The sequence below is a fragment of the Streptomyces sp. NBC_00236 genome, assembly GCF_036195045.1.
Lineage (GTDB): Bacteria > Actinomycetota > Actinomycetes > Streptomycetales > Streptomycetaceae > Streptomyces.
Genome location: NZ_CP108100.1, coordinates 1,143,003 through 1,164,387 on the forward strand (window position 1 = coordinate 1,143,003; position 21,385 = coordinate 1,164,387).

Sequence of the window (21,385 nt, forward strand, 5' to 3'; positions counted from 1 at the left end):
GAGCGATTATCCCGGTTCTCAGGAGTGCCTGAGACCGTCAGGCGGCGCTGCCGCCGAACTCACGCTCCAGGGATGCGATCTGGTTGGAGCCGAGACCCCGGACCCGGCGGCTCTCGGAGATGCCGAGCCGCTCCATGATCTGCTTGGCGCGGACCTTGCCCACGCCGGGCAGGGACTCCAGCAGGGCGGAGACCTTCATCTTGCCGATGACGTCGTTCTCCTGGCCCGACTTGATGACCTCGTGGAGGGAGGCGCCGGAGTGCTTGAGTCGATTCTTGACCTCGGCCCGCTCCCGGCGAGCCGCGGCGGCCTTTTCGAGCGCGGCTGCGCGCTGTTCAGGGGTAAGGGGCGGAAGAGCCACGCCTACGTCACCTCGGATGTCGATCTGTCGGATACGGACCGGTGAGGCGACTGGATCGCCCCTCACCTGGTGAGCCGCGAACAACCTGTGCTCGTTGGCTCTCGACGGAGACTAGCGGCCAAGGCCGCCCGAGTCAGCGAGAACGGACTAAAAGTCCTGGTCAGCCTTGGCTGACCAGGACATTCCTGGCATAAGTACCGAGATTTTTGGTCAGGATTCCGTCAACAGGCTGTTACGTGGCAGTGTCAGCCGTCCGAGACGGCCGCGCGGACCTCGTCCGCGAACCGTTCGGCGGCTTCGCGCAGCCCTGACGCGTCCGGACCGTGGCGCAGCACGCCCCGGCTCACGCTGGGCACCACGTTGCGGACCGCGTCGCCGAAGACACCCGGCAGATCCGCGGGCGTGGCGCCCTGGGCGCCGATGCCGGGCGCGAGCAGCGGGCCGTTGATCGCCAGATCCGCCCGCGCGTCCCCGAGCGTCGCACCGACCACCGCGCCGACCGAGCCGAGCGGGGTGACGCCCCGGTTCTCGGCGGCCATGTGGTCGAGCATCACCTGGGCGAGTGAACGGCCGTCGGCCGCGGTGGCGCGCTGCACCTCGGCGCCCTCCGGGTTGGAGGTGAGGGCGAGCACGAAGACACCCGAGCCGGAGACGGCGGCCGCGTCGAGCGCGGGCCGCAGCGAACCGAACCCGAGGTACGGCGAGACGGTCACCGCGTCGGAGTACAGCGGTGAGTCCTTGTCCAGGTAGGTCGCGGCGTAGGCGCCCATGGTGGAGCCGATGTCTCCGCGCTTGGCGTCCATCAGGACCAGGGCGCCGGCCGCCCTGGCCTCCTCGACGGCCTTCTCCAGTACGGCGACGCCACGCGATCCGAACCGCTCGAAGAACGCGGACTGCGGCTTGAGCACGGCGACCCGGTCGGCCAGCGCCTCGACGACCGTACGGGTGAAGCGCTCCAGGCCCGCGACGTCGTCGCCGAGCCCCCAGGAGCTCAGCAGGGACGCGTGCGGGTCGATGCCGACGCAGAGCTGTCCACGGGTGTCCATGGCGTGGCGCAGACGTGCGCCGAAGGGTTCCTGGGTCATTTCGCGGCCTTCCTGGTTTCCGCGCCGACCGCGTCGGCGAGGGTGGCGTACGGGGAGGCGGCCAGGCGCGCGGCCAGGCCCTTGTGGATCGCACGGGCGTAGAACGGGCCCTCGTAGATGAAGGCGCTGTAGCCCTGGACGAGCGTGGCGCCGGCGAGGATGCGCTGCCAGGCGTCCTCGGCGTTCTCGATGCCTCCGACGCCGACCAGGGTGATCCGGGTCCCCACACGCGCGTACAGGCGCCCCAGGACCTCCAGGGAGCGCTCCTTGAGGGGCGCGCCGGACAGTCCGCCGGTCTCCTTGACCAAGGAGGCCGGGGACTTCAGTCCGAGGCCCTCGCGGGCGATGGTGGTGTTGGTGGCGATGATGCCGTCCAGGCCCAGTTCGAGGGCGAGGTCGGCGACGGCGTCGACGTCCTCGTCCGCGAGGTCGGGGGCGATCTTGACGAGCAGCGGGACCCGGCGGGTGGTGACGGTGCGGTCGGCCGCCTCGCGGACCGCGGTCAGCAGCGGGCGCAGCGACTCGGTGGCCTGGAGGTTGCGCAGTCCGGGCGTGTTGGGCGAGGAGACGTTGACGACGAGGTAGTCGGCGTGTGCGGCGAGCCGCTCGGTGGACTTCACGTAGTCGGCGGCGGCGTCGGCCTCGGGGACGACCTTGGTCTTGCCGATGTTGACGCCGACGGTGGTCCGGAAGACGGGGTTGCGGGCGGCCAGCCGCTCGGCGACGGCGGCGGAGCCCTCGTTGTTGAAGCCCATGCGGTTGATCAGCGCGCGGTCGGCGACGAGGCGGAAGAGCCGCTGCTTGGGGTTGCCGGGCTGCGGTTCGCCGGTCACGGTGCCGATCTCGACGTGGTCGAAGCCGAGCATCGCCATGCCGTCGATCGCGATGGCGTTCTTGTCGAAGCCGGCCGCGAGGCCGAAGGGGCCGTGCATCCGCAGGCCGAGGGCCTCGGTGCGCAGCTCCTCGTGGCGGGGGGCGAGCGCGGCGGCGACGAAGGTGCGCAGGACGGGGATACGGGCGGCCAGGCGGATCCAGCGGAACGCGGCGTAGTGGGCGCGCTCCGGGTCCATGCGCTTGAAGACCAGCTGGAAGAAGAGTTTGTACATCACGGTGTCCTCATGAAGAGGGGGACACCGTTTCCGGTGTCCCCCTGCTGGCTTCTCTAGTCGCGTGCCGCGGTCAGATGTTCCGCGTGTTCCTGGAGTGACCGGACGCCCACGTCTCCGTGGTTGAGGGCGTCGATGCCCTGGACGGCTGCGGCGAGCGCCTGGACCGTGGTGAGGCACGGCACGGACCGGGCGACGGCCGCGGTGCGGATCTCGTAGCCGTCGAGCCGGCCGCCGGTTCCGTACGGCGTGTTGACGATGAGGTCGACCTCGCCGTCGTGGATGAGCTGGACGATCGTCTTCTCGCCGTTCGGGCCCTCGCCCTCGGACAGCTTGCGCACGACGGTCGCGTTGATGCCGTTGCGCTTGAGCACCTCGGCGGTGCCGGAGGTGGCCATCAGCTCGAAACCGTGGGCGACCAGCTCGCGGGCCGGGAAGATCATCGTGCGCTTGTCGCGGTTGGCGACCGAGATGAAGGCGCGGCCCTTGGTGGGCAGCGGGCCGTAGGCGCCCGCCTGCGACTTGGCGTACGCCGTGCCGAAGACCGAGTCGATGCCCATGACCTCTCCGGTGGAGCGCATCTCCGGGCCGAGGACCGTGTCGACGCCGCGCCCGTGGACGTCGCGGAAGCGCGACCACGGCATGACGGCCTCCTTGACGGAGATCGGCGCGTCGAGCGGCAGGGTGCCGCCGTCGCCGTGCCTGGGCAGCAGGCCCTCCGCACGCAGCTCCGCGACGGTCGCGCCCAGCGAGATGCGGGCGGCGGCCTTCGCGAGCGGTACCGCGGTCGCCTTCGAGGTGAAGGGGACGGTGCGGGAGGCGCGCGGGTTGGCTTCGAGGACGTAGAGGATGTCACCGGAGAGCGCGAACTGGATGTTGATCAGTCCGCGGACGCCGACGCCCTTGGCGATGGACTCGGTGGAGGCGCGCAGCCGCTTGATGTCGTAGCCGCCGAGCGTGATCGGGGGCAGGGCGCAGGCGGAGTCCCCGGAGTGGATACCGGCCTCCTCGATGTGCTCCATGACGCCGCCGAGGTAGAGCTCGGTGCCGTCGTAGAGGGCGTCGACGTCGATCTCGATGGCGTCGTCGAGGAAGCGGTCGACCAGGACCGGCCGGGTGGGGCTGATCTCGGTGGACTCGGCGATGTACGAGGAGAGCCGGGTCTCGTCGTACACGATCTCCATGCCGCGGCCGCCGAGCACGTAGGACGGGCGTACGAGGACGGGGTAGCCGATCTCGTCGGCGATGGCCTTGGCCTCGGAGAAGGTGGTGGCGGTGCCGTGCTTCGGGGCGGGCAGGCCGGCCTCTGCGAGCACGCGGCCGAAGGCGCCGCGGTCCTCGGCGGCGTGGATGGCCTCCGGGGAGGTCCCGACGACGGGCACGCCGTTGTCCTTGAGCGCCTGCGCCAGGCCCAGCGGGGTCTGGCCGCCGAGCTGGACGATGACGCCCGCGATCGGGCCCGCGAGGGACTCGGCGTGCACGATCTCCAGCACGTCTTCCAGCGTCAGCGGCTCGAAGTACAGGCGGTCGGAGGTGTCGTAGTCCGTGGAGACCGTCTCCGGGTTGCAGTTGACCATCACGGTCTCGTAGCCCGCGTCGCTCAGCGCGAAGGAGGCGTGGACGCAGGAGTAGTCGAACTCGATGCCCTGGCCGATGCGGTTGGGGCCGGAGCCGAGGATGATCACCGCGGGCTTGGTGCGGGGTGCGACCTCGCTCTCCTCGTCGTAGGAGGAGTAGAAGTACGGCGTCTTCGCCGCGAACTCGGCCGCGCAGGTGTCGACCGTCTTGTAGACCGGGCGGATGCCGAGCGCGTGCCGTACCTCGCGGACGACGTCCTCGCGCAGGCCGCGGATCTCGGCGATCTGGACGTCGGAGAAGCCGTGCCGCTTGGCGTCGGCCAGCAGCTCGGGGACGAGCTTGTCGGCGGCGGCCAGCTCGTCGGCGATCTCCTTGATGAGGAAGAGCTGGTCGACGAACCAGGGGTCGATCTTCGTGGCGTCGAAGACCTCTTCCTGGGTGGCGCCGGCCCGGATCGCCTGCATGACGGTGTTGATCCGGCCGTCGGTCGGGCGGACCGCCTCGGCGAGCAGCTCCGCCTTGTCGCCGGGCTCGCCGGTGAAGGCGAACTGCGAGCCCTTCTTCTCCAGGGAGCGCAGCGCCTTCTGCAGCGCCTCGGTGAAGTTGCGGCCGATCGCCATGGCCTCGCCCACCGACTTCATGGTGGTGGTGAGGGTGGAGTCGGCGGAGGGGAACTTCTCGAAGGCGAAGCGCGGGGCCTTGACCACGACGTAGTCGAGGGTCGGCTCGAAGGAGGCCGGCGTCTTCTCGGTGATGTCGTTGGGGATCTCGTCGAGCGTGTAGCCGACGGCCAGCTTGGCGGCGATCTTGGCGATCGGGAAGCCGGTGGCCTTGGAGGCGAGCGCCGAGGAGCGGGAGACGCGGGGGTTCATCTCGATCACGATGACGCGGCCGTCGGCCGGGTCGATGGCGAACTGGATGTTGCAGCCGCCGGTGTCGACGCCGACCTCGCGGATGATCGCGATGCCGATGTCGCGCAGCCGCTGGTACTCGCGGTCGGTGAGCGTCATCGCCGGGGCGACGGTGATCGAGTCACCCGTGTGGACGCCCATCGGGTCGAAGTTCTCGATGGAGCAGACGACCACGACGTTGTCGTTCTTGTCGCGCATCAGCTCCAGCTCGTACTCCTTCCAGCCGAGGATGGACTCCTCCAGGAGCACCTCGGTGGTCGGGGAGAGCGTGAGGCCCTGTCCGGCGATGCGGCGCAGCTCCTCCTCGTCGTGGGCGAAGCCGGAACCGGCACCGCCCATGGTGAAGGAGGGGCGGACGACGACGGGGTAGCCGCCGAGGGTGTCGACGCCCTTCATGATGTCGTCCATGGAGTGGCAGATGACGGACCGGGCGGACTCGCCGTAGCCGATCTTCGCCTTGACGGCCTCGACGACGCCCTTGAAGAGCTCGCGGTCCTCGCCCTTGTTGATGGCCTCGACATTGGCGCCGATGAGCTCGACGCCGTACTTCTCCAGGACACCGTTCTCGTGCATGGAGATCGCCGTGTTGAGCGCGGTCTGGCCGCCCAGGGTCGGGAGCAGCGCGTCCGGGCGCTCCTTGGCGATGATCTTCTCGACGAACTCGGGGGTGATCGGCTCGACGTACGTGGCGTCGGCGATCTCCGGGTCGGTCATGATCGTCGCCGGGTTGGAGTTCACCAGGATGACGCGCAGGCCCTCGGCCTTGAGGACGCGGCAGGCCTGGGTGCCGGAGTAGTCGAACTCGGCGGCCTGGCCGATGACGATCGGACCGGAGCCGATGACCAGGACGGACTGGATATCGGAGCGCTTAGGCACGCTGGTCCTCCATCAGGGAAACGAAGCGGTCGAAGAGGTACGCGGCGTCGTGCGGGCCGGCAGCTGCTTCGGGGTGGTACTGGACGCTGAAGGCCGGCCGGTCGAGGAGCCGGAGGCCCTCGACGACCTGGTCGTTCAGGCAGACGTGGGAGACCTCGGCGCGCCCGTAGGCGGTGTCGGAGACCTTGTCGAGCGGAGCGTCGACGGCGAAGCCGTGGTTGTGCGCGGTGACCTCGACCTTGCCGGTCGAGCGGTCCTGCACCGGCTGGTTGATGCCGCGGTGGCCGTACTTCAGCTTGTACGTGCCGAAGCCGAGCGCGCGGCCCAGGATCTGGTTGCCGAAGCAGATGCCGAAGAGCGGGGTCTGCCGCTCCAGGACGCCCTGCATGAGGGAGACGGGGTGGTCGGCGGTGGACGGGTCGCCCGGGCCGTTGGAGAAGAAGACCCCGTCGGGCTGCACCGCGTACACCTCCTCCAGGGTGGCGGTGGCGGGCAGGACGTGCACCTCGATGCCGCGTTCGGCCATCCGGTGCGGGGTCATGCCCTTGATACCGAGGTCGATCGCGGCGACGGTGAACTTCTTGGTGCCGATGGCCGGGACGACGTAGGTCTCCTTGGTGGCGACCTCGGCGGAGAGGTCGGCGCCCTTCATCTCGGGGGCCTGGCGCACCCGGTCGAGCAGCGCGCCCTCGTCGGCGATCGCGTCGCCGGAGAAGATGCCGACGCGCATCGCGCCGCGCTCGCGCAGGTGGCGGGTGAGGGCGCGGGTGTCGATGCCGCTGATGCCGACGACTCCCTGGCCGGCGAGCTCCTCGTCCAGGGACCGGCGGGAGCGCCAGTTGGAAGGCACCCGGGCGGGGTCGCGGACTACGTAGCCGGCCACCCAGATCTGCTTGGACTCGGGGTCCTCGTCGTTCACACCGGTGTTCCCGACGTGCGGGGCGGTCATCACGACGACCTGGCGGTGGTACGAGGGGTCGGTCAGCGTTTCCTGGTAGCCGGTCATGCCGGTGGAGAAGACGGCCTCGCCGAAGGTCTCCCCCACAGCCCCGTAGGCGCGGCCGCGGAAGGCGCGGCCGTCCTCCAGGACGAGTACGGCGGGAGCTTTGGCGGCTCCCCGGGTGGAGATCGTCATCGTGCGGTGCCTTCCGTAGTGCTGGTGAGGTGGTTGACGGCTTCGACCCAGGCGGCGTGCTCGGCCGAGTGGTCGGAGCGGAATCCGGAGTCGATCAGCTGGTCGCCGAGCGCCCAGGTGATGACCAGGAGTCCGCCTTCGGGCAGGACCTTGCCGGCGAGTGCCTTGTCGGTCCTGGCCTCGCGCAGGTCGGCGGCGGGGACGAAGAAGTCCGTCGCGCCGGGCCGTACGACGTCGAGGCCCTGCGCGGTGAGGGTGAGCTCGACGCGGCTGCGGGTGCCGAGGCCGTGGGCGACGATGCGGTCGAGCCACTGCCCGGCCGTCGTCGAGGCGTGGTAGCGCCCGGTCAGCGTGAGCAGCTTCTCGCCGTCCGAGAAGCCGTCCGGGGTGGTCGCGAGGTCGGAGAGACCGGACTGGAGGCTGCCGCGCCACTTCCATCCCTGGCGCATGAGCCAGTAGATGAAGGCGATGAAGACGGCCAGTCCGATCACCCAGCTGATGCGGGCGGACCAGTCGGTGACCTCCGCCGACTTCTGCTCGGCGGCCAGTCGGTACAGCTGGTGGGTGGGGCTGAGTGTTGTCACGCGAGTTTCCCGTCGACGACCGTGGCACGGCCCCGCAGGAAGGTGTGGGTCACTCGGCCCGGCAGCTCGCGCCCCTCGTAGGGGGTGTTGCGGCTGCGGGAGGCGAAGCCCGCGGGGTCCACGACTCCACGGTATGCCGGATCGACCAGGGTGAGGTTGGCGGGCTCGCCCTCCGAGACGGGCCGGCCGTGTCCGTCGAGGCGGCCGATGGCTGCGGGGCGGAACGACATGCGGTCGGCGACGCCGGCCCAGTCGATGAGTCCGGTGTCGACCATCGTCTGCTGGACGACGGAGAGCGCGGTCTCCAGGCCCACCATGCCCATGGCGGCCGCGGCCCACTCGCAGTCCTTGTCCTCGTGCGGGTGCGGGGCGTGGTCGGTGGCGACGCAGTCGATGGTGCCGTCGGCAAGCGCCTCGCGCAGGGCCATGACATCGGCCTCGGTGCGCAGCGGCGGGTTCACCTTGTAGACCGGGTTGTAGGACCGGACGAGCTCGTCGGTGAGGAGCAGGTGGTGCGGGGTGACCTCGGCGGTGACGTTCCAGCCCTTGGACTTGGCCCAGCGGACGATCTCCACGGAGCCGGCGGTCGACAGGTGGCAGATGTGGACCCGGGAGCCGACGTGCGCGGCGAGCAGCACGTCGCGGGCGATGATCGACTCCTCGGCGACGGCGGGCCAGCCGCCGAGGCCGAGCTCCGCGGAGACGATGCCCTCGTTCATCTGGGCACCCTCGGTGAGGCGGGGCTCCTGGGCGTGCTGGGCGACGACTCCGTCGAACGCCTTCACGTACTCCAGGGCGCGGCGCATGATCACCGCGTCGTCGACGCACTTGCCGTCGTCGGAGAAGACCTTCACTCCGGCGGCCGAATCGTGCATGGCGCCGAGTTCGGCGAGCTGCTTGCCCTCCAGGCCGACGGTGACGGCGCCGATGGGCTGCACGTCGCAGTAGCCGGACTCCTTGCCGAGCCGCCAGACCTGCTCGACGACGCCGGCGGTGTCGGCGACCGGGAAGGTGTTGGCCATGGCGTGGACGGCGGTGAAGCCGCCGACCGCAGCGGCCTTGGTGCCGGTCAGGACGGTCTCGGAGTCCTCGCGGCCGGGCTCGCGCAGGTGGGTGTGGAGGTCGACCAGGCCGGGCAGCAGGACCTGGCCCGCCGCCTCGATCACGGTGGCGTCGCCGGCGTCCAGCCCGGTGCCGACCGCGGCGATGGTCTCGCCGTCGATGAGGACGTCCTGGGGTTCGCCGCCGAGGACCTTCGCGCCGCGGATAAGGATCTTGCTCATGGTTACTTGTTCTCCTCGGTACGGGCGGCGGCGGGGGCTGTGGTGGGGGCGGCCGGCTCGGAGCCGCCGAGCAGCAGGTAGAGCACGGCCATGCGGATCGAGACGCCGTTGGCGACCTGCTCGACGACCGTGCACCGGTCGGAGTCGGCCACCTCGGCGGTGATCTCCATGCCGCGGACCATCGGGCCGGGGTGCATGACGATGGCGTGCTCGGGCATCTTCGCCATCCGCTCGCCGTCCAGTCCGTAGCGGCGGGAGTACTCGCGCTCGGTCGGGAAGTACGCGGCGTTCATCCGCTCACGCTGCACACGAAGCATCATCACAGCGTCCGACTTCGGCAGCACCTCGTCGAGGCTGTAGCTGATGTCGCAGGGCCACTTCTCGACACCTACCGGGACGAGGGTCGGCGGGGCCACCAGGGTGACGTGGGCGCCGAGGGTGGTCAGCAGGTGGACGTTGGAGCGGGCGACACGGCTGTGCAGGATGTCGCCGACGATCGTGATCCGGCGGCCGTCGAGGTCCTTGCCGAGCCCGGTGTCGGGCCCGACCAGCCTGCGGCGCATGGTGAAGGCGTCCAGGAGCGCCTGGGTGGGGTGCTCGTGCGTCCCGTCGCCCGCGTTGACGACCGCGCCGTCGATCCACCCGGAGGTGGCCAGGCGGTACGGGGCACCGGAGGCGCCGTGCCGGATGACGACGGCGTCGGCGCCCATCGCCTCCAGGGTCAGGGCGGTGTCCTTGAGGGACTCTCCCTTGGAGACCGAGGAGCCCTTGGCGGAGAAGTTGATGACGTCGGCGGACAGCCGCTTGGCGGCTGCCTCGAAGGAGATGCGGGTACGCGTCGAGTCCTCGAAGAAGAGGTTGACGACGGTACGGCCGCGCAGGGTCGGGAGCTTCTTGATCGGCCGGTCCGCGACCCTGGCCATTTCCTCGGCGGTGTCGAGGATCAGGACGGCGTCGTCGCGGGTGAGGTCGGCGGCCGAGATGAGGTGGCGCTTCATCTGGGTGTTCTCCGGGTGGCTGGAGGGTTCAGGCATGCGGGCGCGCGGAAGCCGCCGTACGGCAGGCAGGCCGTACGGGAAGGGCAGCTACTGCTCGACCGCCGGGGCGGCCTGCTCGACCCCGAGCAGCACGGCGTCGCGGCCGTCCTCCTCGGCGAGCTGGACCTTGACCGTCTCCCGCAGCGACGTGGGGAGGTTCTTGCCGACGTAGTCGGCACGGATCGGGAGTTCGCGGTGTCCGCGGTCGACGAGGACCGCGAGCTGCACCGCACGGGGCCGGCCGATGTCGCCGAGCGCGTCGAGGGCGGCGCGGATCGTGCGGCCGGAGAAGAGGACGTCGTCGACGAGGACGACCAGGCGGCCCTCGATGCCCTCGCCGGGGATCTCGGTGCGGGCCAGGGCGCGCGCCGGGCGCATCCGCAGGTCGTCGCGGTACATCGTGATGTCGAGCGAGCCGACCGGCATCTTCCGGCCGGTGATCTCTTCGAGCTTGTCGGCGAGCCGGCGGGCGAGGAAGACGCCCCGGGTCGGGATGCCGAGGAGCACCACGTCGTCGGCGCCCTTGGCGCGTTCGACGATCTCGTGGGCGATGCGGGTCAGTACTCGGGCGATGTCGGGAGCCTCGAGAACGGGGCGTGCCGCATTGCCGGTGGCGTCGTGCTGTGCGTCCATAAGAAACGGACCTCCTTCTCCGCCTCACTGGACGGATCTTAAAGGACGTCGAAATTGCGTCATCCACGTTACCAGGGCCTGAGCAGGGCCCCTGCCCCACCCCCGGGAGGTGCCGGTCCGGACCATTCAGCTTGACGCACCCAAGTAACGCTGCGTAACCTCACAGTGAGTTACCAGCCACGCGGCGGAGCCGCACAATGTTCCAGCGTCCGGGGAGCCTTATGTCCAGCGAATACGCAAAACAGCTCGGGGCCAAGCTCCGCGCCATCCGCACCCAGCAGGGCCTCTCCCTCCACGGCGTGGAGGAGAAGTCGCAGGGCCGCTGGAAGGCCGTCGTGGTCGGCTCGTACGAGCGCGGCGACCGCGCCGTCACCGTCCAGCGCCTGGCCGAGCTGGCGGACTTCTACGGGGTCCCCGTGCAGGAGCTCCTGCCCGGCACGACGCCCGGCGGGGCCGCCGAGCCGCCGCCGAAGCTCGTGCTCCAGCTCGAGCGCCTCGCCCACGTCCCGCCGGAGAAGGCCGGACCCCTGCAGCGCTACGCGGCGACGATCCAGAGCCAGCGCGGCGACTACAACGGCAAGGTGCTCTCGATCCGCCAGGACGACCTGCGCACGCTGGCCGTGATCTACGACCAGTCGCCGTCCGTGCTCACGGAGCAGCTGATCAGCTGGGGCGTCCTGGACGCCGACGCGCGCCGCGCGGTCGCTCACGACGAGGGCTGACCACCCCAGCAGAAACGTACCGCCGGGTCGGCGGGGCCCTTTCCGGGCGCCCCGCCGGACCCGGCGTTTCCGTTTTCCGGGGCAGCCCGCACGGGGCGGCCCCCCGACATGCCGAAGGGCCCACGGCCGGATGACCGTGGGCCCTTCGTCGGCAGAACGCCGCCGGGGGCTACTGCTCCCGGCGCAGGTTCGGCTTGAGGTCCTTGAAACGGGCCAGCAGGCCGTTCACGAAGGACGGGGAGTCATCGGTGGAGAACTCCTTGGCGATCTGCACCGCCTCGTCGATCACCACCGCGTCGGGTGTCGCGTCCACCCAGATCAGCTCGTACGCACCGAGCCGCAGGATGTTCCGGTCGACGACCGGCATGCGGTCGATCTCCCAGTCCACGGCGTAGGTGACGATGAGGTCGTCGATCCGGTCCGCGTACTGCGCGTACCCCTCGACGAGCTCCATCGTGTACTCGGTGACCGGCGGCTGACGGGTGTCGGACCGCGAGTGCCGGACCCAGTCCGCGAGGACCGTCTGCACGGACTCACCGCGCTGGTCGGCCTCGAAGAGGATCTGGAAGGCTCGCTTGCGGGCCGTATTCCGGGCAGCCACGGTTAGCTGTTCACCCGGCCGAGGTAATCGCCCGAGCGGGTGTCGACCTTGATCTTCTCACCGGTGGTGATGAAGAGCGGAACACCGATCTCGTAGCCGGTCTCCAGCGTGGCGGGCTTGGTGCCACCGGTGGACCGGTCGCCCTGGACGCCCGGGTCCGTGTGCTGGATGGTCAGCTCGACGGCGGCCGGCAGCTCGACGTAGAGCACCTCGCCCTCGTGCTGGGCGACGGAGGCGGTGAAGCCCTCGATCAGGAAGTTGGCGGCGTCGCCGACGGACTTGCGGTCGACCATCAGCTGGTCGTACGTGTCCATGTCCATGAAGACGAAGTACTCGCCGTCCATGTACGAGAACTGCATGTCGCGCCGGTCAATGGTGGCCGTCTCGACCTTCACGCCGGCGTTGAACGTCTTGTCGACGACCTTGCCGGACAGCACGTTCTTGAGCTTGGTGCGCACGAAGGCCGGGCCCTTGCCGGGCTTGACGTGCTGGAACTCGACGACGGACCAGAGCTGGCCTCCGTCGAGCTTGAGCACCAGGCCGTTCTTGAGGTCGTTCGTGGAAGCCACGGTTGCGGAATCTCCTGGACTGAAGCTGGTGGAACGGCCAAGGATGCGCGCCGGGGTCTCCGCGAGGAGTTCCCTAGAGCGCGAGCAGCTCCTTGGTCGTAATGGTGAGTAGCTCGGGTCCGCCGTCCGCCTCGGGGCGCACGACGAGCGTGTCATCGATCCGGACTCCGCCCCGGCCCGGGAGGTGGACCCCCGGTTCGACGGTGACCGGCACACAAGCGTCCAGTTTACCCATGGCAGCGGGTGCCAGCTGCGGGTCCTCGTCGATTTCGAGCCCCACCCCGTGCCCGGTCCAGGGTACGAGGCCCTCACCGTGCCCCGCCGAGTCCAGTACCTGGCGGGCCGCACGGTCCACGTCACGGTAGGCGGCGCCGGGTACAAGAGCCTCGCGTCCGGCCCGCTGAGCGGCGAAAACCAGGTCGTAGAGCTCGATCTGCCAGTCGGCCGGAGCCGTTCCGATGACGAAGGTGCGGCCGATCTCGACCCGGTAGCCGCGGTAGTTGGCGCCGAGGCAGACGGAGAGAAAATCTCCTTCCTCGACCCGTCGGTCAGAGGGGCGGTGACGGCCCCGGCCGGAGTTGGGGCCGGTGGCGACGGATGTCGCGAAGGCGGGCCCGTCGGCTCCGTGGTCCACCAGCCGGCGTTCCAGTTCGAGCGCGAGATGCCGCTCCGTGCGGCCGACGAGAATCGATTCGAGAAGTTCGCCCAGCGCCTGGTCGGTGATCTCGGCGGCGATCCGCAGGCAGCCGATCTCCTCCTCGTCCTTGACGATGCGCAACTGCTCGACGTTGGCACCGAGGTCGGCCAGCCGGAGCTTCGGGGCGACCGAGGCCATGGCCCGGTGCCGGGCGACGGTCAGATCGTGCTCCTCGACGGCCAGGGACTCCGCCCCGCCCGCGGTGGCCAGGTCCGCGGCGGCGACCACGGGATCACCGCCGGTCACGGACAGGAGGTCGACACGCAGCTGTTCGTCGGTGCGCCCGTCGGCCGGATCTCCGGTCGGGGGGCGGGGGCAGAGCAGGACGTCCTCGTCGGGGCCGAGCAGCAGCACGGCCCCCGGGGGCGCTCCGCCCGCCAGGTAGCGGACATTGGCGGGGCGGGAGACCAGGGCGGCCGCGGATCCGACTGCGGCGCACCGGTCGCGGAGCAGCCCGCGGCGGACGGCGTACACCTCTGACATGCGTCGAGCGTACGAGCGCGGGCCCGGGCCCGCGCGGTCAGCGCACCCGACCGGGGGGGCGGGGCCTCAGCGGACCGGCGAGCCCGCCGGCCGCCGGTTCACCAGGCCGGAGGGCTCGCGAGGGAGCGGGCGAGTATGTCGTCCAGGACGCGGGCAGTGGTCTCCACGTCGTACGTGGAGTTGTCGATGATCGGCAGACCGGAGCCGTACCATCCGGCCATCCGGCCGTGGATCCGGGCGACCTCCTCGTCGGAGAGGCGGCGGTTGCCGCTGCGGGCGGCGTTGCGCTCCAGGACGACCTCCAGGCCGGGCAGCAGGACGACGGGGAGCAGGCCGGGGCCGACGTGGCGCTTCCAGCCGCCGAGGCCGACGACGGGGCGGTCCGGGAAGACCGCGTCGTCGAGAATGCAGGAGATGCCGTTGGCGAGGAAGTTGCGGGCCGCGAAGCCGCAGGTGCGGCGGGCCAGCCGGTACTGGGCCTCGGACTGGTCGTTCCACCCCGCCTGCGGATCGGCGAAGCCGGAGCAGACCCACTCACGGACGTCGTCGAGGCTGACGTGGGCGGTGGGGACGCGGCGGCGGGCGGCCCAGAGCTTGGCCACCGTGGTCTTCCCGGCGCCTGCCGGGCCGATCAGGAGGACGGCGAGGGTCGCGGTGCCGGTGCCGGGCCCGGCGGGCGGCACGGGCAGCGGTACGGGTCCGCCGGGCGGCAGCTGGATGTGCCCGGTGGTCTCCCTGGAGACCGGGGCGGGGGCGTGGTGCGGGGCGGGTCCGGTCCAGCCCTGGCCGCCCGGCCCCTGCGGGGCGGGCGGTACCTGAGGCGGCGGACCCGGGTGACCGCCGGGGGGCTGGACGGGCGGGCCGGCCGGAGGCTGGGCCGGCGGGCGGGCGGGCCCGGGAACGGGCGGGCCCGGGTGGCCGGGGTGCTGGGCCTGGTGCGACCAGCCGACGGGCCCGTTTCCGGGTCCCTGGGGCGGCGGCAGCGGGGCCCCCACTGCGTGCTGCATCCGGTGGCACTCCGTCTCGTACAGGCAACTGGCGCTGGTGGAACGGCAACCGTACCTTCCCCGGCCGCCATGGAGGCAACGACCGGGGAGGGTCCACAGTGCCCCGTCGGCCAGTCGGCCTTCCGGTGCGGAGGTGCGTCAGTCCGTCAGCTCGTCCGCCAGCGCGCGCAGCGCGAGCCGGTAGGAGCCGATGCCGAATCCGGCCACGGTCCCGGTGGCCACGGGCGCGACCACGGAGGTGTGGCGGAATTCCTCCCGCGCGTACGGGTTCGAGATGTGGACCTCGATCAGCGGGGCGGTGCGCTGGGCCGCCGCGTCCCGCATCCCGTACGAATAGTGCGTGAAGGCACCCGGGTTGAGAACGACCGGAATTGAACCGTCCGCTGCCTCGTGGAGCCAGCGGATCAGCTCCCCCTCGTCGTTCGTCTCGCGGACGTCGACGTCGAAGCCGAGCTCCTTGCCGAGGGTGCGGCACGTTTCGACGAGGCCGGCGTACGACGTGGCTCCGTAGACGTCGGGCTCCCGGGAGCCGAGCCGGCCGAGGTTGGGGCCGTTGAGGACGAACACCCGGCGGGTCACGCCGAGACCTCGCCGTAGGCGGCGAGCAGCACGGCCGGGTCGGGGCCCTCCAGGACGGTCGGCTTGCCGAGGCCGTCCAGGACGATGAAGCGCAGCAGGTTGCCGCGGGACTTCTTGTCGACCTTCATGTTCTCCAGCAGCTTGGGCCACTGGTCGCCGCGGTAGGTGAGCGGCAGTCCGACGGACTCCAGGACGGTGCGGTGCCGGTCGGCGGTGACGTCGTCCAGGCGTCCGGCGAGGCGGCCGAGTTCGGCGGCGAAGACCATGCCGACCGAGACGGCTGCGCCGTGGCGCCACTTGTAGCGTTCGTTCTTCTCGATCGCGTGGGCCAGCGTGTGCCCGTAGTTGAGGATCTCGCGGAGCCCGGACTCCTTGAGGTCGCTGGAGACGACCTCGGCCTTGACCCGGATGGCCCGCTCGATGAGCTCGGAGGTGTGCGGTCCTGCCGGGCTGCGCGCGCCCTGCGGGTCCGCCTCGACGAGGTCGAGGATCACCGGGTCGGCGATGAAGCCGGCCTTGATGATCTCCGCCATGCCGGAGACGTAGTCGTGGACCGGCAGCGAGTCCAGCGCGGCCAGGTCGCAGAGCACACCGGCCGGCGGGTGGAAGGCGCCGACGAGGTTCTTGCCCTCGGCGGTGTTGATGCCGGTCTTCCCGCCCACGGCCGCGTCGACCATGCCGAGCACGGTCGTGGGTACGGCGATCCAGCGCACCCCGCGCAGCCAGGAGGCGGCGACGAAGCCGGCGACGTCCGTGGTCGCGCCGCCACCGATGCCGACGATGACGTCGGTACGGGTGAAGCCGGTCTGGCCGAGCGCCTTCCAGCAGTAGGCGGCGACCTCGACGGTCTTGGCCTCCTCGGCGTTGGGCAGCTGGATCGCGATGGCCTCGTAGCCCTGGTCCGCAAGGTCCTGGCGGACCGCCTCGCCGGTCTCGGCGAGCGCCTCCGGGTGCAGGACCGCGACGCGCTGGGCGTGCTCACCGATGAGCGTGGGCAGCTCCGCGAGGAGTTGCCGGCCGATCAGCACCTCGTACGGGTCGGTGCCCGCGCTGCCGGCGATCTGGATGCGGGTGGGTACCTGCTCGGTCATCGTTGGTTTCTCCCGGCCGGACGGTGCGTCCGGCAGCTCCAGTGCGTCGAGGATGGCCTGGGCGACCTCTTCCGGTGTGCGCTCGTCGGTCGCGACGACCGCGCGGGCCACCTCCGTGTAGAGGTGGCGGCGGGCCTCCATGAGCTCGCGCCACTGCCGGCGCGGGTTCACGGCGAGCAGCGGGCGCGCGGTGTTGAGCCCGACCCGCTTCACCGCCTCGTCGACGTCCATCGAGAGGTAGACGACGGCGTGATCGGCGAGCAGGGCGCGCGTCGTCTCGTCGAGGACGGCGCCGCCGCCGAGCGAGAGGACTCCCCCGTGTTCGGCGACCGCGGCCCGGACGGCCTGCCGCTCCAGGGCGCGGAAGTGCTCCTCGCCCTCGTCGTAGAAGATCTCCGAGATGGGCTTGCCGGCGGCCCTGACGACATCGGCGTCGGTATCCCGGTAGCCGGTGCCCAGCCGGGCGGCGAGCAGCTCGCCGACCGTGGACTTGCCGACGCCCATCGGCCCGACCAGGACGATCAGCGGACCGCTCGCCGATCCGCTTGTCGGATCGCTCATCGGATCTGGAGGTTGTCGAGGTACGACTGGACGTTGCGGTGGGTCTCGGCGACGCTGTCGCCGCCGAACTTCTCCGCGACCGCGTCCGCGAGGACGAGTGCGACCATCGCCTCAGCGACGATGCCGGCGGCCGGAACGGCACAGACATCGGAGCGCTGGTGGTGGGCCTTGGCCGGCTCACCGGTCTGCACGTCGACGGTGGCGAGCGCGCGCGGCACGGTCGCGATCGGCTTCATCGCGGCCCGGACACGCAGCAGCTCGCCGGTGGTCAGTCCGCCCTCGGTTCCGCCGGAGCGGCCGGAGGCGCGCTTGATCCCGTCGTCGGTCACCAGGATCTCGTCGTGCGCCTGCGAACCCGGCACCCGGGCGAGGTCGAAGCCGTCGCCGACCTCGACTCCCTTGATGGCCTGGATGCCCATGAGCGCGGCCGCGAGGCGGGCGTCGAGGCGCCGGTCCCAGTGCACGTGCGAACCGAGGCCTACCGGCACTCCGTACGCCAGCACCTCGACCACACCGCCGAGCGTGTCACCGTCCTTGTGGGCCTGGTCGATCTCGGCGATCATCTGCTTGCTCGCGTCGGCGTCGAGGCAGCGCACCGGGTCGGCGTCCAGCTTCTCGACGTCGGCCGGCACCGGGTAGACCCCGTACGGCGCCTTGGCCGCCGCCAGTTCCACGACGTGGCTGACGATCTCGATGCCGGCCGTCTCCTTGAGGTACGACCGGGCGACGGCGCCGAGGGCGACGCGGGCCGCGGTCTCCCGGGCGCTGGCGCGCTCCAGGATCGGCCGTGCCTCGTCGAAGCCGTACTTCTGCATGCCGGCGAGGTCGGCGTGGCCGGGCCGGGGGCGGGTCAGCGGGGCGTTACGGGCCTGGGCGGCCAGCACCTCGGGGTCGACCGGGTCGGCCGACATGACCTGCTCCCACTTGGGCCACTCGGTGTTGCCCACCATCACGGCGACGGGCGAGCCCATGGTCAGGCCGTGCCGGACCCCGCCGAGGAAGGTGACCTCGTCCTTCTCGAACTTCATCCGGGCGCCGCGCCCGTATCCGAGCCGTCGCCTGGCGAGCGCGTCGGCCACCATCTCCGTGGTGACGGGGATGCCGGCGGGAAGACCCTCCAGCGTCGCCACCAGTGCGGGGCCGTGCGACTCTCCGGCGGTCAGCCAGCGCAACCTGCTCAACGGTGCTCCTCATGCTCGCGCCTGTTAACTCCAACGGCGCGACCGGGTGCGCGGCCCTGGCCCGCCGCCCTCGATCCTCCCACGACCGGGCCCCGCACCCCGCCGCCGGTCCAGCAGACGGACGGACGGCGGGCCGGGAGTGCCCTCAGCGGGCGGCCAGAGCCTGTTCGCCGGCCTGGCGCATGGCGGCCAGCGGCGCGGGCGAACGGCCCGTCATCTGTTCGACCTGGAGGACGGCCTGGTGCACCAGGAGGTCGAGACCTCCGATGACTGCGCCACCGTGGCCCTCCCAGGCGGAGGCCAGGCCGGTGGGCCAGGGCTCGTACAGCACGTCGAACAGCGTGCCGGGATGCTCCGGTACGGCGTCCATCAGCCCTTCCGTGGCACCGGCCGGGGTGGTCGCGATGATCAGGGGTGCGTGCAGCGCCTGCTCGGCCTCGACCCAGTCCGCGATGTGCACATCGACCCCGAGCCGCTCGCCCCAGCCGCGCATCTCGTCACCGCGCTCCCGGCTCCGGACGTAGGCCGTGACCGGTCCCGTACAGATCTGCGAGAGCGCGGCGAGAGCGGACGAAGCCGTGGCTCCCGCGCCGAGGACGGCGGCGGACTCGGTCTTCTCGACACCACGCTCGCGCAGGGCGGCGATCATGCCGGGGATGTCCGTGTTGTCGCCAGTACGTCGGCCGTCATCGGTGAGAACGACCGTGTTCACGGCCTCGACGGAGGCCGCGATCTCGCTGACGGAGTCCAGCAGCGGAATGATCGCCCGCTTCAGCGGCATGGTGAGGGAGAGCCCGGCCCAGGCGGAGTCCAGCCCCTCGACGAAGCAGGGAAGCGCCGCCTCGTCCACGTCGAACCGGTCGTACGACCAGTCGTCGAGGCCCAGTTCGGCGTACGCGGCGCGGTGCAGGACCGGGGAGAGGGAATGGGCGATGGGCGAGCCGAGGACGGCTGCCCGGTGGCGCCGGTCAGTCGAGGTCATGCAGTTCCTTGAACTTCTCGTTGAGCTTCTCGTGCTCGGCGACCGTCTTGGTGAACTGGGTCTTCTTGCCGTCCAGCGAGATGAAGAACATCCACCCGTCGGCAGTGGGACTGATCGTCGCGCGCAGGGCTTCGTCCCCGGGGTTGCCGATGGGCCCGGGCGGAAGACCGGCGTGGTAGTAGGTGTTGTAGGGATCCGGGTTGGTCCGGATCTCGTTCGACCTGATCTTGATCTCGCTCTGCTTCTTGAGGTAATTGAACGCCGAGTCGAATTCGAGCTTGCGGTTGGTGGCCACGTTGTCAGGCTTCAGGCGGTTGTAGACGACCTCGGCCATCTTGCGGAAGTCGTCGTGCGTGAGGCCTTCCGCCTGGACCAGGCTGGCCACGGTGAGCACCTGCCACGGACCGTCCAGCTTGTACTTCTTGGCAGCCGCTTCGAGGCCGAGGTCCTTGTACTCCTCGTTCGACCTGGAGACCATCTTCTTCAGAATCGCCTCCGGCTTGGTCTCCTTCGTCACCGGGTACGCGGCCGGGTAGAGGAATCCTTCCAGCGGGTCCTTGATGTCCTTGTTCCCGCCGGCCCAGTCGGGCAGGCCCAGGTCGGACTTCTTGGATTTGGCGACGGCCTGCGTCGTGCCCTTCTTGAGGCCCAGCTTCTTGTCGACCATCGCGTAGACGGCCACATTGCGGGTTCCCTCGGGAATCACCAGAAGGTTCTGGCTCTTCGGGTCGACCATCATCTTCACGGCCTCGGACGCCGACATCTCCTCGTGGAGGAGATAGACCCCGGCCTGGATCGACTTCCCCTTGGGGTTCTCGTTCTGGGCGGAGACGAACGCGTCGACGCTCTTGACGACACCGGCCTTCTTCAGGATGTTGCCGATGTCGTAACCGTACGAGCCCTTCGGGATCTCCACCTCGACCGACCCCGAGCCGCTACCCGCGTAGTCGGGCGCCGCGCCGAACTTGTCCTTGTAGAAGGAGTAACCGACGTAACCCACTCCTCCGAGACCGCCGGCCAGGACGAGGGAGACGACCAGGCAGGCGCAGCCACTGCGCCCTTTCTTCTTCTTGCCCTTGCCGCGGCGCTCGCCGTCGCCGCCCCCGCGGCGGGAATCGCGCGGGTCATCGTCGTACTCGTCGTCGTCCTTGGCTTCGCCGTCGTCCGCGCCCGTGAAGAACGGGTGGGTCTCCTCCGGCTGGACCTCGGGGTCCCAGTCCGGGTTCTGCGCCGGGGCCGGTGCCGGTTCGGCCTCCCGGCGGCCCGGGGGCTGCGGCGGCGGGTACGCCTCGGGGGTGCCGTAGTAGTCATTCGTCTCGCCGTAGCCGTACGAGGCGCCGGGCTCGCCCTCGTACGGCATCGCGGCGGGCTGCTGACCGGTGTCCCAGCCGCCGTTGTAAGCAGGCTGCTGGGCGTACGGGTCCTGCTGCTGACCGTACGACGGCTGCTGCTGGTACTGCTGCTGCTGCTGCGCGTACGGATCCTGCTGGTACTGCTGCTGCTGAGCGTACGGATCCTGCTCGTGCTGCTGCTGGTGCTGCTGCTGCTGCGCGAAAGGGTCCTGTGACTGCTGCTGGTACTGCGACTGCTGGGCGTACGGGTCGTGCGGCTGCTGCTGGGCATACGGGTCCTGCTGCTGGCCGCCGTACTGGCTCTGGCCGTGGGCAGGCTGCTGGCCTCCCCATCCCTGGTCCCCGTACAGGGGATCCTCGGGATGCCACGGTTCGGAGCCGGGGCCCCGGCCATACTCAGTCATCGATCCCCTTGAGCCGCGAGACGAGGTTCCGTCTCTTTGCTGTGCGGTGTTTGTTCGAACACCGCCGCATCGCGCGGAACGTTACCGTATCGCGATCAGACAACCACTTCGACGCCCTCGCCGGGTGGATTGCCCGAAGCCCGTTCGGACTCCAGAGCGTTCTGGAGGATCACCACAGCGGCAGCCTGATCGATGACGGATCGGCCTTTTTTGGACTTCACGCCTGATGCGCGCAGCCCCTGAGTGGCCGTCACTGTGGTCATCCTCTCGTCCACCAATCGCACCGGAATGGGTGCAACCGCACGGGCGAGCACATCGGTGAAGGCGCGGACCTTGGCCGCGGCCGGCCCTTCACCTCCGCCCAGGGAGCGGGGCAGGCCGACGATGACCTCGATCGGCTCGTACTCCGCGACGATCTGCCCGAGCCGCCGGTGGGCGGCCGGGACGTCGCGTCCCGGCACGGTCTCCACCGGCGTGGCAAGGATCCCGTCGGGGTCGCACGAGGCGACCCCGATGCGGGCGTCCCCGACGTCGATCGCCAGCCGGCGACCGCGGCGCATCGTCATG

At 70.5% G+C, this 21,385-nt stretch carries 20 protein-coding genes; 1 reads left to right on the top strand and 19 read right to left on the bottom strand.

Annotated elements, in window-relative coordinates:
- Window positions 1-37 precede the first annotated feature (37 nt).
- From OG446_RS04950 to pyrR, 9 genes are all read right to left on the bottom strand, one after another.
- Complete coding sequence (locus OG446_RS04950) at window positions 38-361, bottom strand: integration host factor (RefSeq protein ID WP_018524251.1); 324 nt, start codon at window positions 359-361, stop codon at window positions 38-40.
- 245 nt (window positions 362-606) lie between these two features.
- The gene (pyrF, locus tag OG446_RS04955) at window positions 607-1,446 is read right to left on the bottom strand and encodes an orotidine-5'-phosphate decarboxylase (protein WP_328892885.1); all 840 of its coding nucleotides are present in this window, start codon (window positions 1,444-1,446) and stop codon (window positions 607-609) included.
- A complete protein-coding gene (locus OG446_RS04960; RefSeq protein ID WP_328892886.1) occupies window positions 1,443-2,552 on the bottom strand; it encodes a quinone-dependent dihydroorotate dehydrogenase in 1,110 nt (369 codons plus the stop codon). Before OG446_RS04960 ends, pyrF begins: the two co-directional genes overlap by 4 nt.
- A 56-nt stretch (window positions 2,553-2,608) precedes the next feature.
- Complete coding sequence (gene carB / locus OG446_RS04965; protein ID WP_328892887.1) at window positions 2,609-5,917, bottom strand: carbamoyl-phosphate synthase large subunit; 3,309 nt, start codon at window positions 5,915-5,917, stop codon at window positions 2,609-2,611.
- The gene (gene carA / locus OG446_RS04970; RefSeq protein WP_328892888.1) at window positions 5,910-7,052 is read right to left on the bottom strand and encodes a glutamine-hydrolyzing carbamoyl-phosphate synthase small subunit; all 1,143 of its coding nucleotides are present in this window, start codon (window positions 7,050-7,052) and stop codon (window positions 5,910-5,912) included. Before carA ends, carB begins: the two co-directional genes overlap by 8 nt.
- The gene (locus OG446_RS04975; RefSeq protein ID WP_328892889.1) at window positions 7,049-7,636 is read right to left on the bottom strand and encodes a PH-like domain-containing protein; all 588 of its coding nucleotides are present in this window, start codon (window positions 7,634-7,636) and stop codon (window positions 7,049-7,051) included. The genes carA and OG446_RS04975 overlap by 4 nt, the downstream gene beginning before the upstream one ends.
- The gene (locus OG446_RS04980) at window positions 7,633-8,919 is read right to left on the bottom strand and encodes a dihydroorotase (RefSeq protein WP_148016315.1); all 1,287 of its coding nucleotides are present in this window, start codon (window positions 8,917-8,919) and stop codon (window positions 7,633-7,635) included. Before OG446_RS04980 ends, OG446_RS04975 begins: the two co-directional genes overlap by 4 nt.
- 2 nt (window positions 8,920-8,921) lie before the next feature.
- Window positions 8,922-9,917, bottom strand: a complete 996-nt coding sequence (locus OG446_RS04985; protein ID WP_328898195.1) for an aspartate carbamoyltransferase catalytic subunit — start codon at window positions 9,915-9,917, stop codon at window positions 8,922-8,924.
- Between the two features lie 87 nt (window positions 9,918-10,004).
- Window positions 10,005-10,589, bottom strand: coding sequence for a bifunctional pyr operon transcriptional regulator/uracil phosphoribosyltransferase PyrR (pyrR, locus tag OG446_RS04990; RefSeq protein WP_266776531.1), 585 nt, complete (start codon window positions 10,587-10,589; stop codon window positions 10,005-10,007).
- Between the two features lie 221 nt (window positions 10,590-10,810).
- On the opposite strand from pyrR, the gene bldD reads away from it, so the two are divergent.
- On the top strand, window positions 10,811-11,311 hold the full coding sequence (gene bldD, locus OG446_RS04995; protein ID WP_018103903.1) for a transcriptional regulator BldD: 501 nt from the start codon (window positions 10,811-10,813) through the stop codon (window positions 11,309-11,311).
- A gap of 169 nt (window positions 11,312-11,480) precedes the next feature.
- On the opposite strand, the gene nusB is transcribed toward bldD, so the two are convergent.
- The 10 genes from nusB to ruvX all read right to left on the bottom strand — a co-directional run bounded on the left by nusB (window position 11,481) and on the right by ruvX (window position 21,378).
- Window positions 11,481-11,912 carry a transcription antitermination factor NusB gene (gene nusB, locus OG446_RS05000; RefSeq protein ID WP_024490948.1) on the bottom strand — a complete coding sequence of 144 codons (432 nt, stop codon included), beginning with the start codon at window positions 11,910-11,912 and terminating at the stop codon, window positions 11,481-11,483.
- A 2-nt stretch (window positions 11,913-11,914) separates the two neighbouring features.
- Window positions 11,915-12,481: an elongation factor P gene (efp, locus tag OG446_RS05005; RefSeq protein WP_014157376.1), complete on the bottom strand. Its 567-nt coding sequence runs from the start codon at window positions 12,479-12,481 to the stop codon at window positions 11,915-11,917.
- 73 nt (window positions 12,482-12,554) lie between these two features.
- The gene (locus OG446_RS05010; RefSeq protein WP_328892890.1) at window positions 12,555-13,661 is read right to left on the bottom strand and encodes an aminopeptidase P family protein; all 1,107 of its coding nucleotides are present in this window, start codon (window positions 13,659-13,661) and stop codon (window positions 12,555-12,557) included.
- Between the two features lie 98 nt (window positions 13,662-13,759).
- Window positions 13,760-14,668 carry a Pro-rich N-terminal domain-containing protein gene (locus tag OG446_RS05015; protein WP_328892891.1) on the bottom strand — a complete coding sequence of 303 codons (909 nt, stop codon included), beginning with the start codon at window positions 14,666-14,668 and terminating at the stop codon, window positions 13,760-13,762.
- Window positions 14,669-14,806: 138 nt separating this feature from the next.
- Entirely contained in the window at window positions 14,807-15,247 is a 441-nt protein-coding gene (gene aroQ, locus OG446_RS05020) for a type II 3-dehydroquinate dehydratase (protein WP_266987952.1), read from the bottom strand.
- Window positions 15,244-16,899 (bottom strand): 3-dehydroquinate synthase, encoded by a 1,656-nt coding sequence (aroB, locus tag OG446_RS05025; protein WP_328892892.1) that lies wholly within the window; start codon window positions 16,897-16,899, stop codon window positions 15,244-15,246. The genes aroQ and aroB overlap by 4 nt, the downstream gene beginning before the upstream one ends.
- Window positions 16,896-18,080: a chorismate synthase gene (gene aroC, locus OG446_RS05030; RefSeq protein WP_328892893.1), complete on the bottom strand. Its 1,185-nt coding sequence runs from the start codon at window positions 18,078-18,080 to the stop codon at window positions 16,896-16,898. The genes aroB and aroC overlap by 4 nt, the downstream gene beginning before the upstream one ends.
- Window positions 18,081-18,225: 145 nt before the next feature.
- The gene (locus OG446_RS05035; protein WP_328892894.1) at window positions 18,226-19,062 is read right to left on the bottom strand and encodes a shikimate dehydrogenase; all 837 of its coding nucleotides are present in this window, start codon (window positions 19,060-19,062) and stop codon (window positions 18,226-18,228) included.
- A complete protein-coding gene (mltG, locus tag OG446_RS05040; protein ID WP_328892895.1) occupies window positions 19,049-20,818 on the bottom strand; it encodes an endolytic transglycosylase MltG in 1,770 nt (589 codons plus the stop codon). Before mltG ends, OG446_RS05035 begins: the two co-directional genes overlap by 14 nt.
- A 95-nt stretch (window positions 20,819-20,913) precedes the next feature.
- Complete coding sequence (gene ruvX, locus OG446_RS05045) at window positions 20,914-21,378, bottom strand: Holliday junction resolvase RuvX (RefSeq protein WP_328898196.1); 465 nt, start codon at window positions 21,376-21,378, stop codon at window positions 20,914-20,916.
- Window positions 21,379-21,385 lie beyond the last annotated feature (7 nt).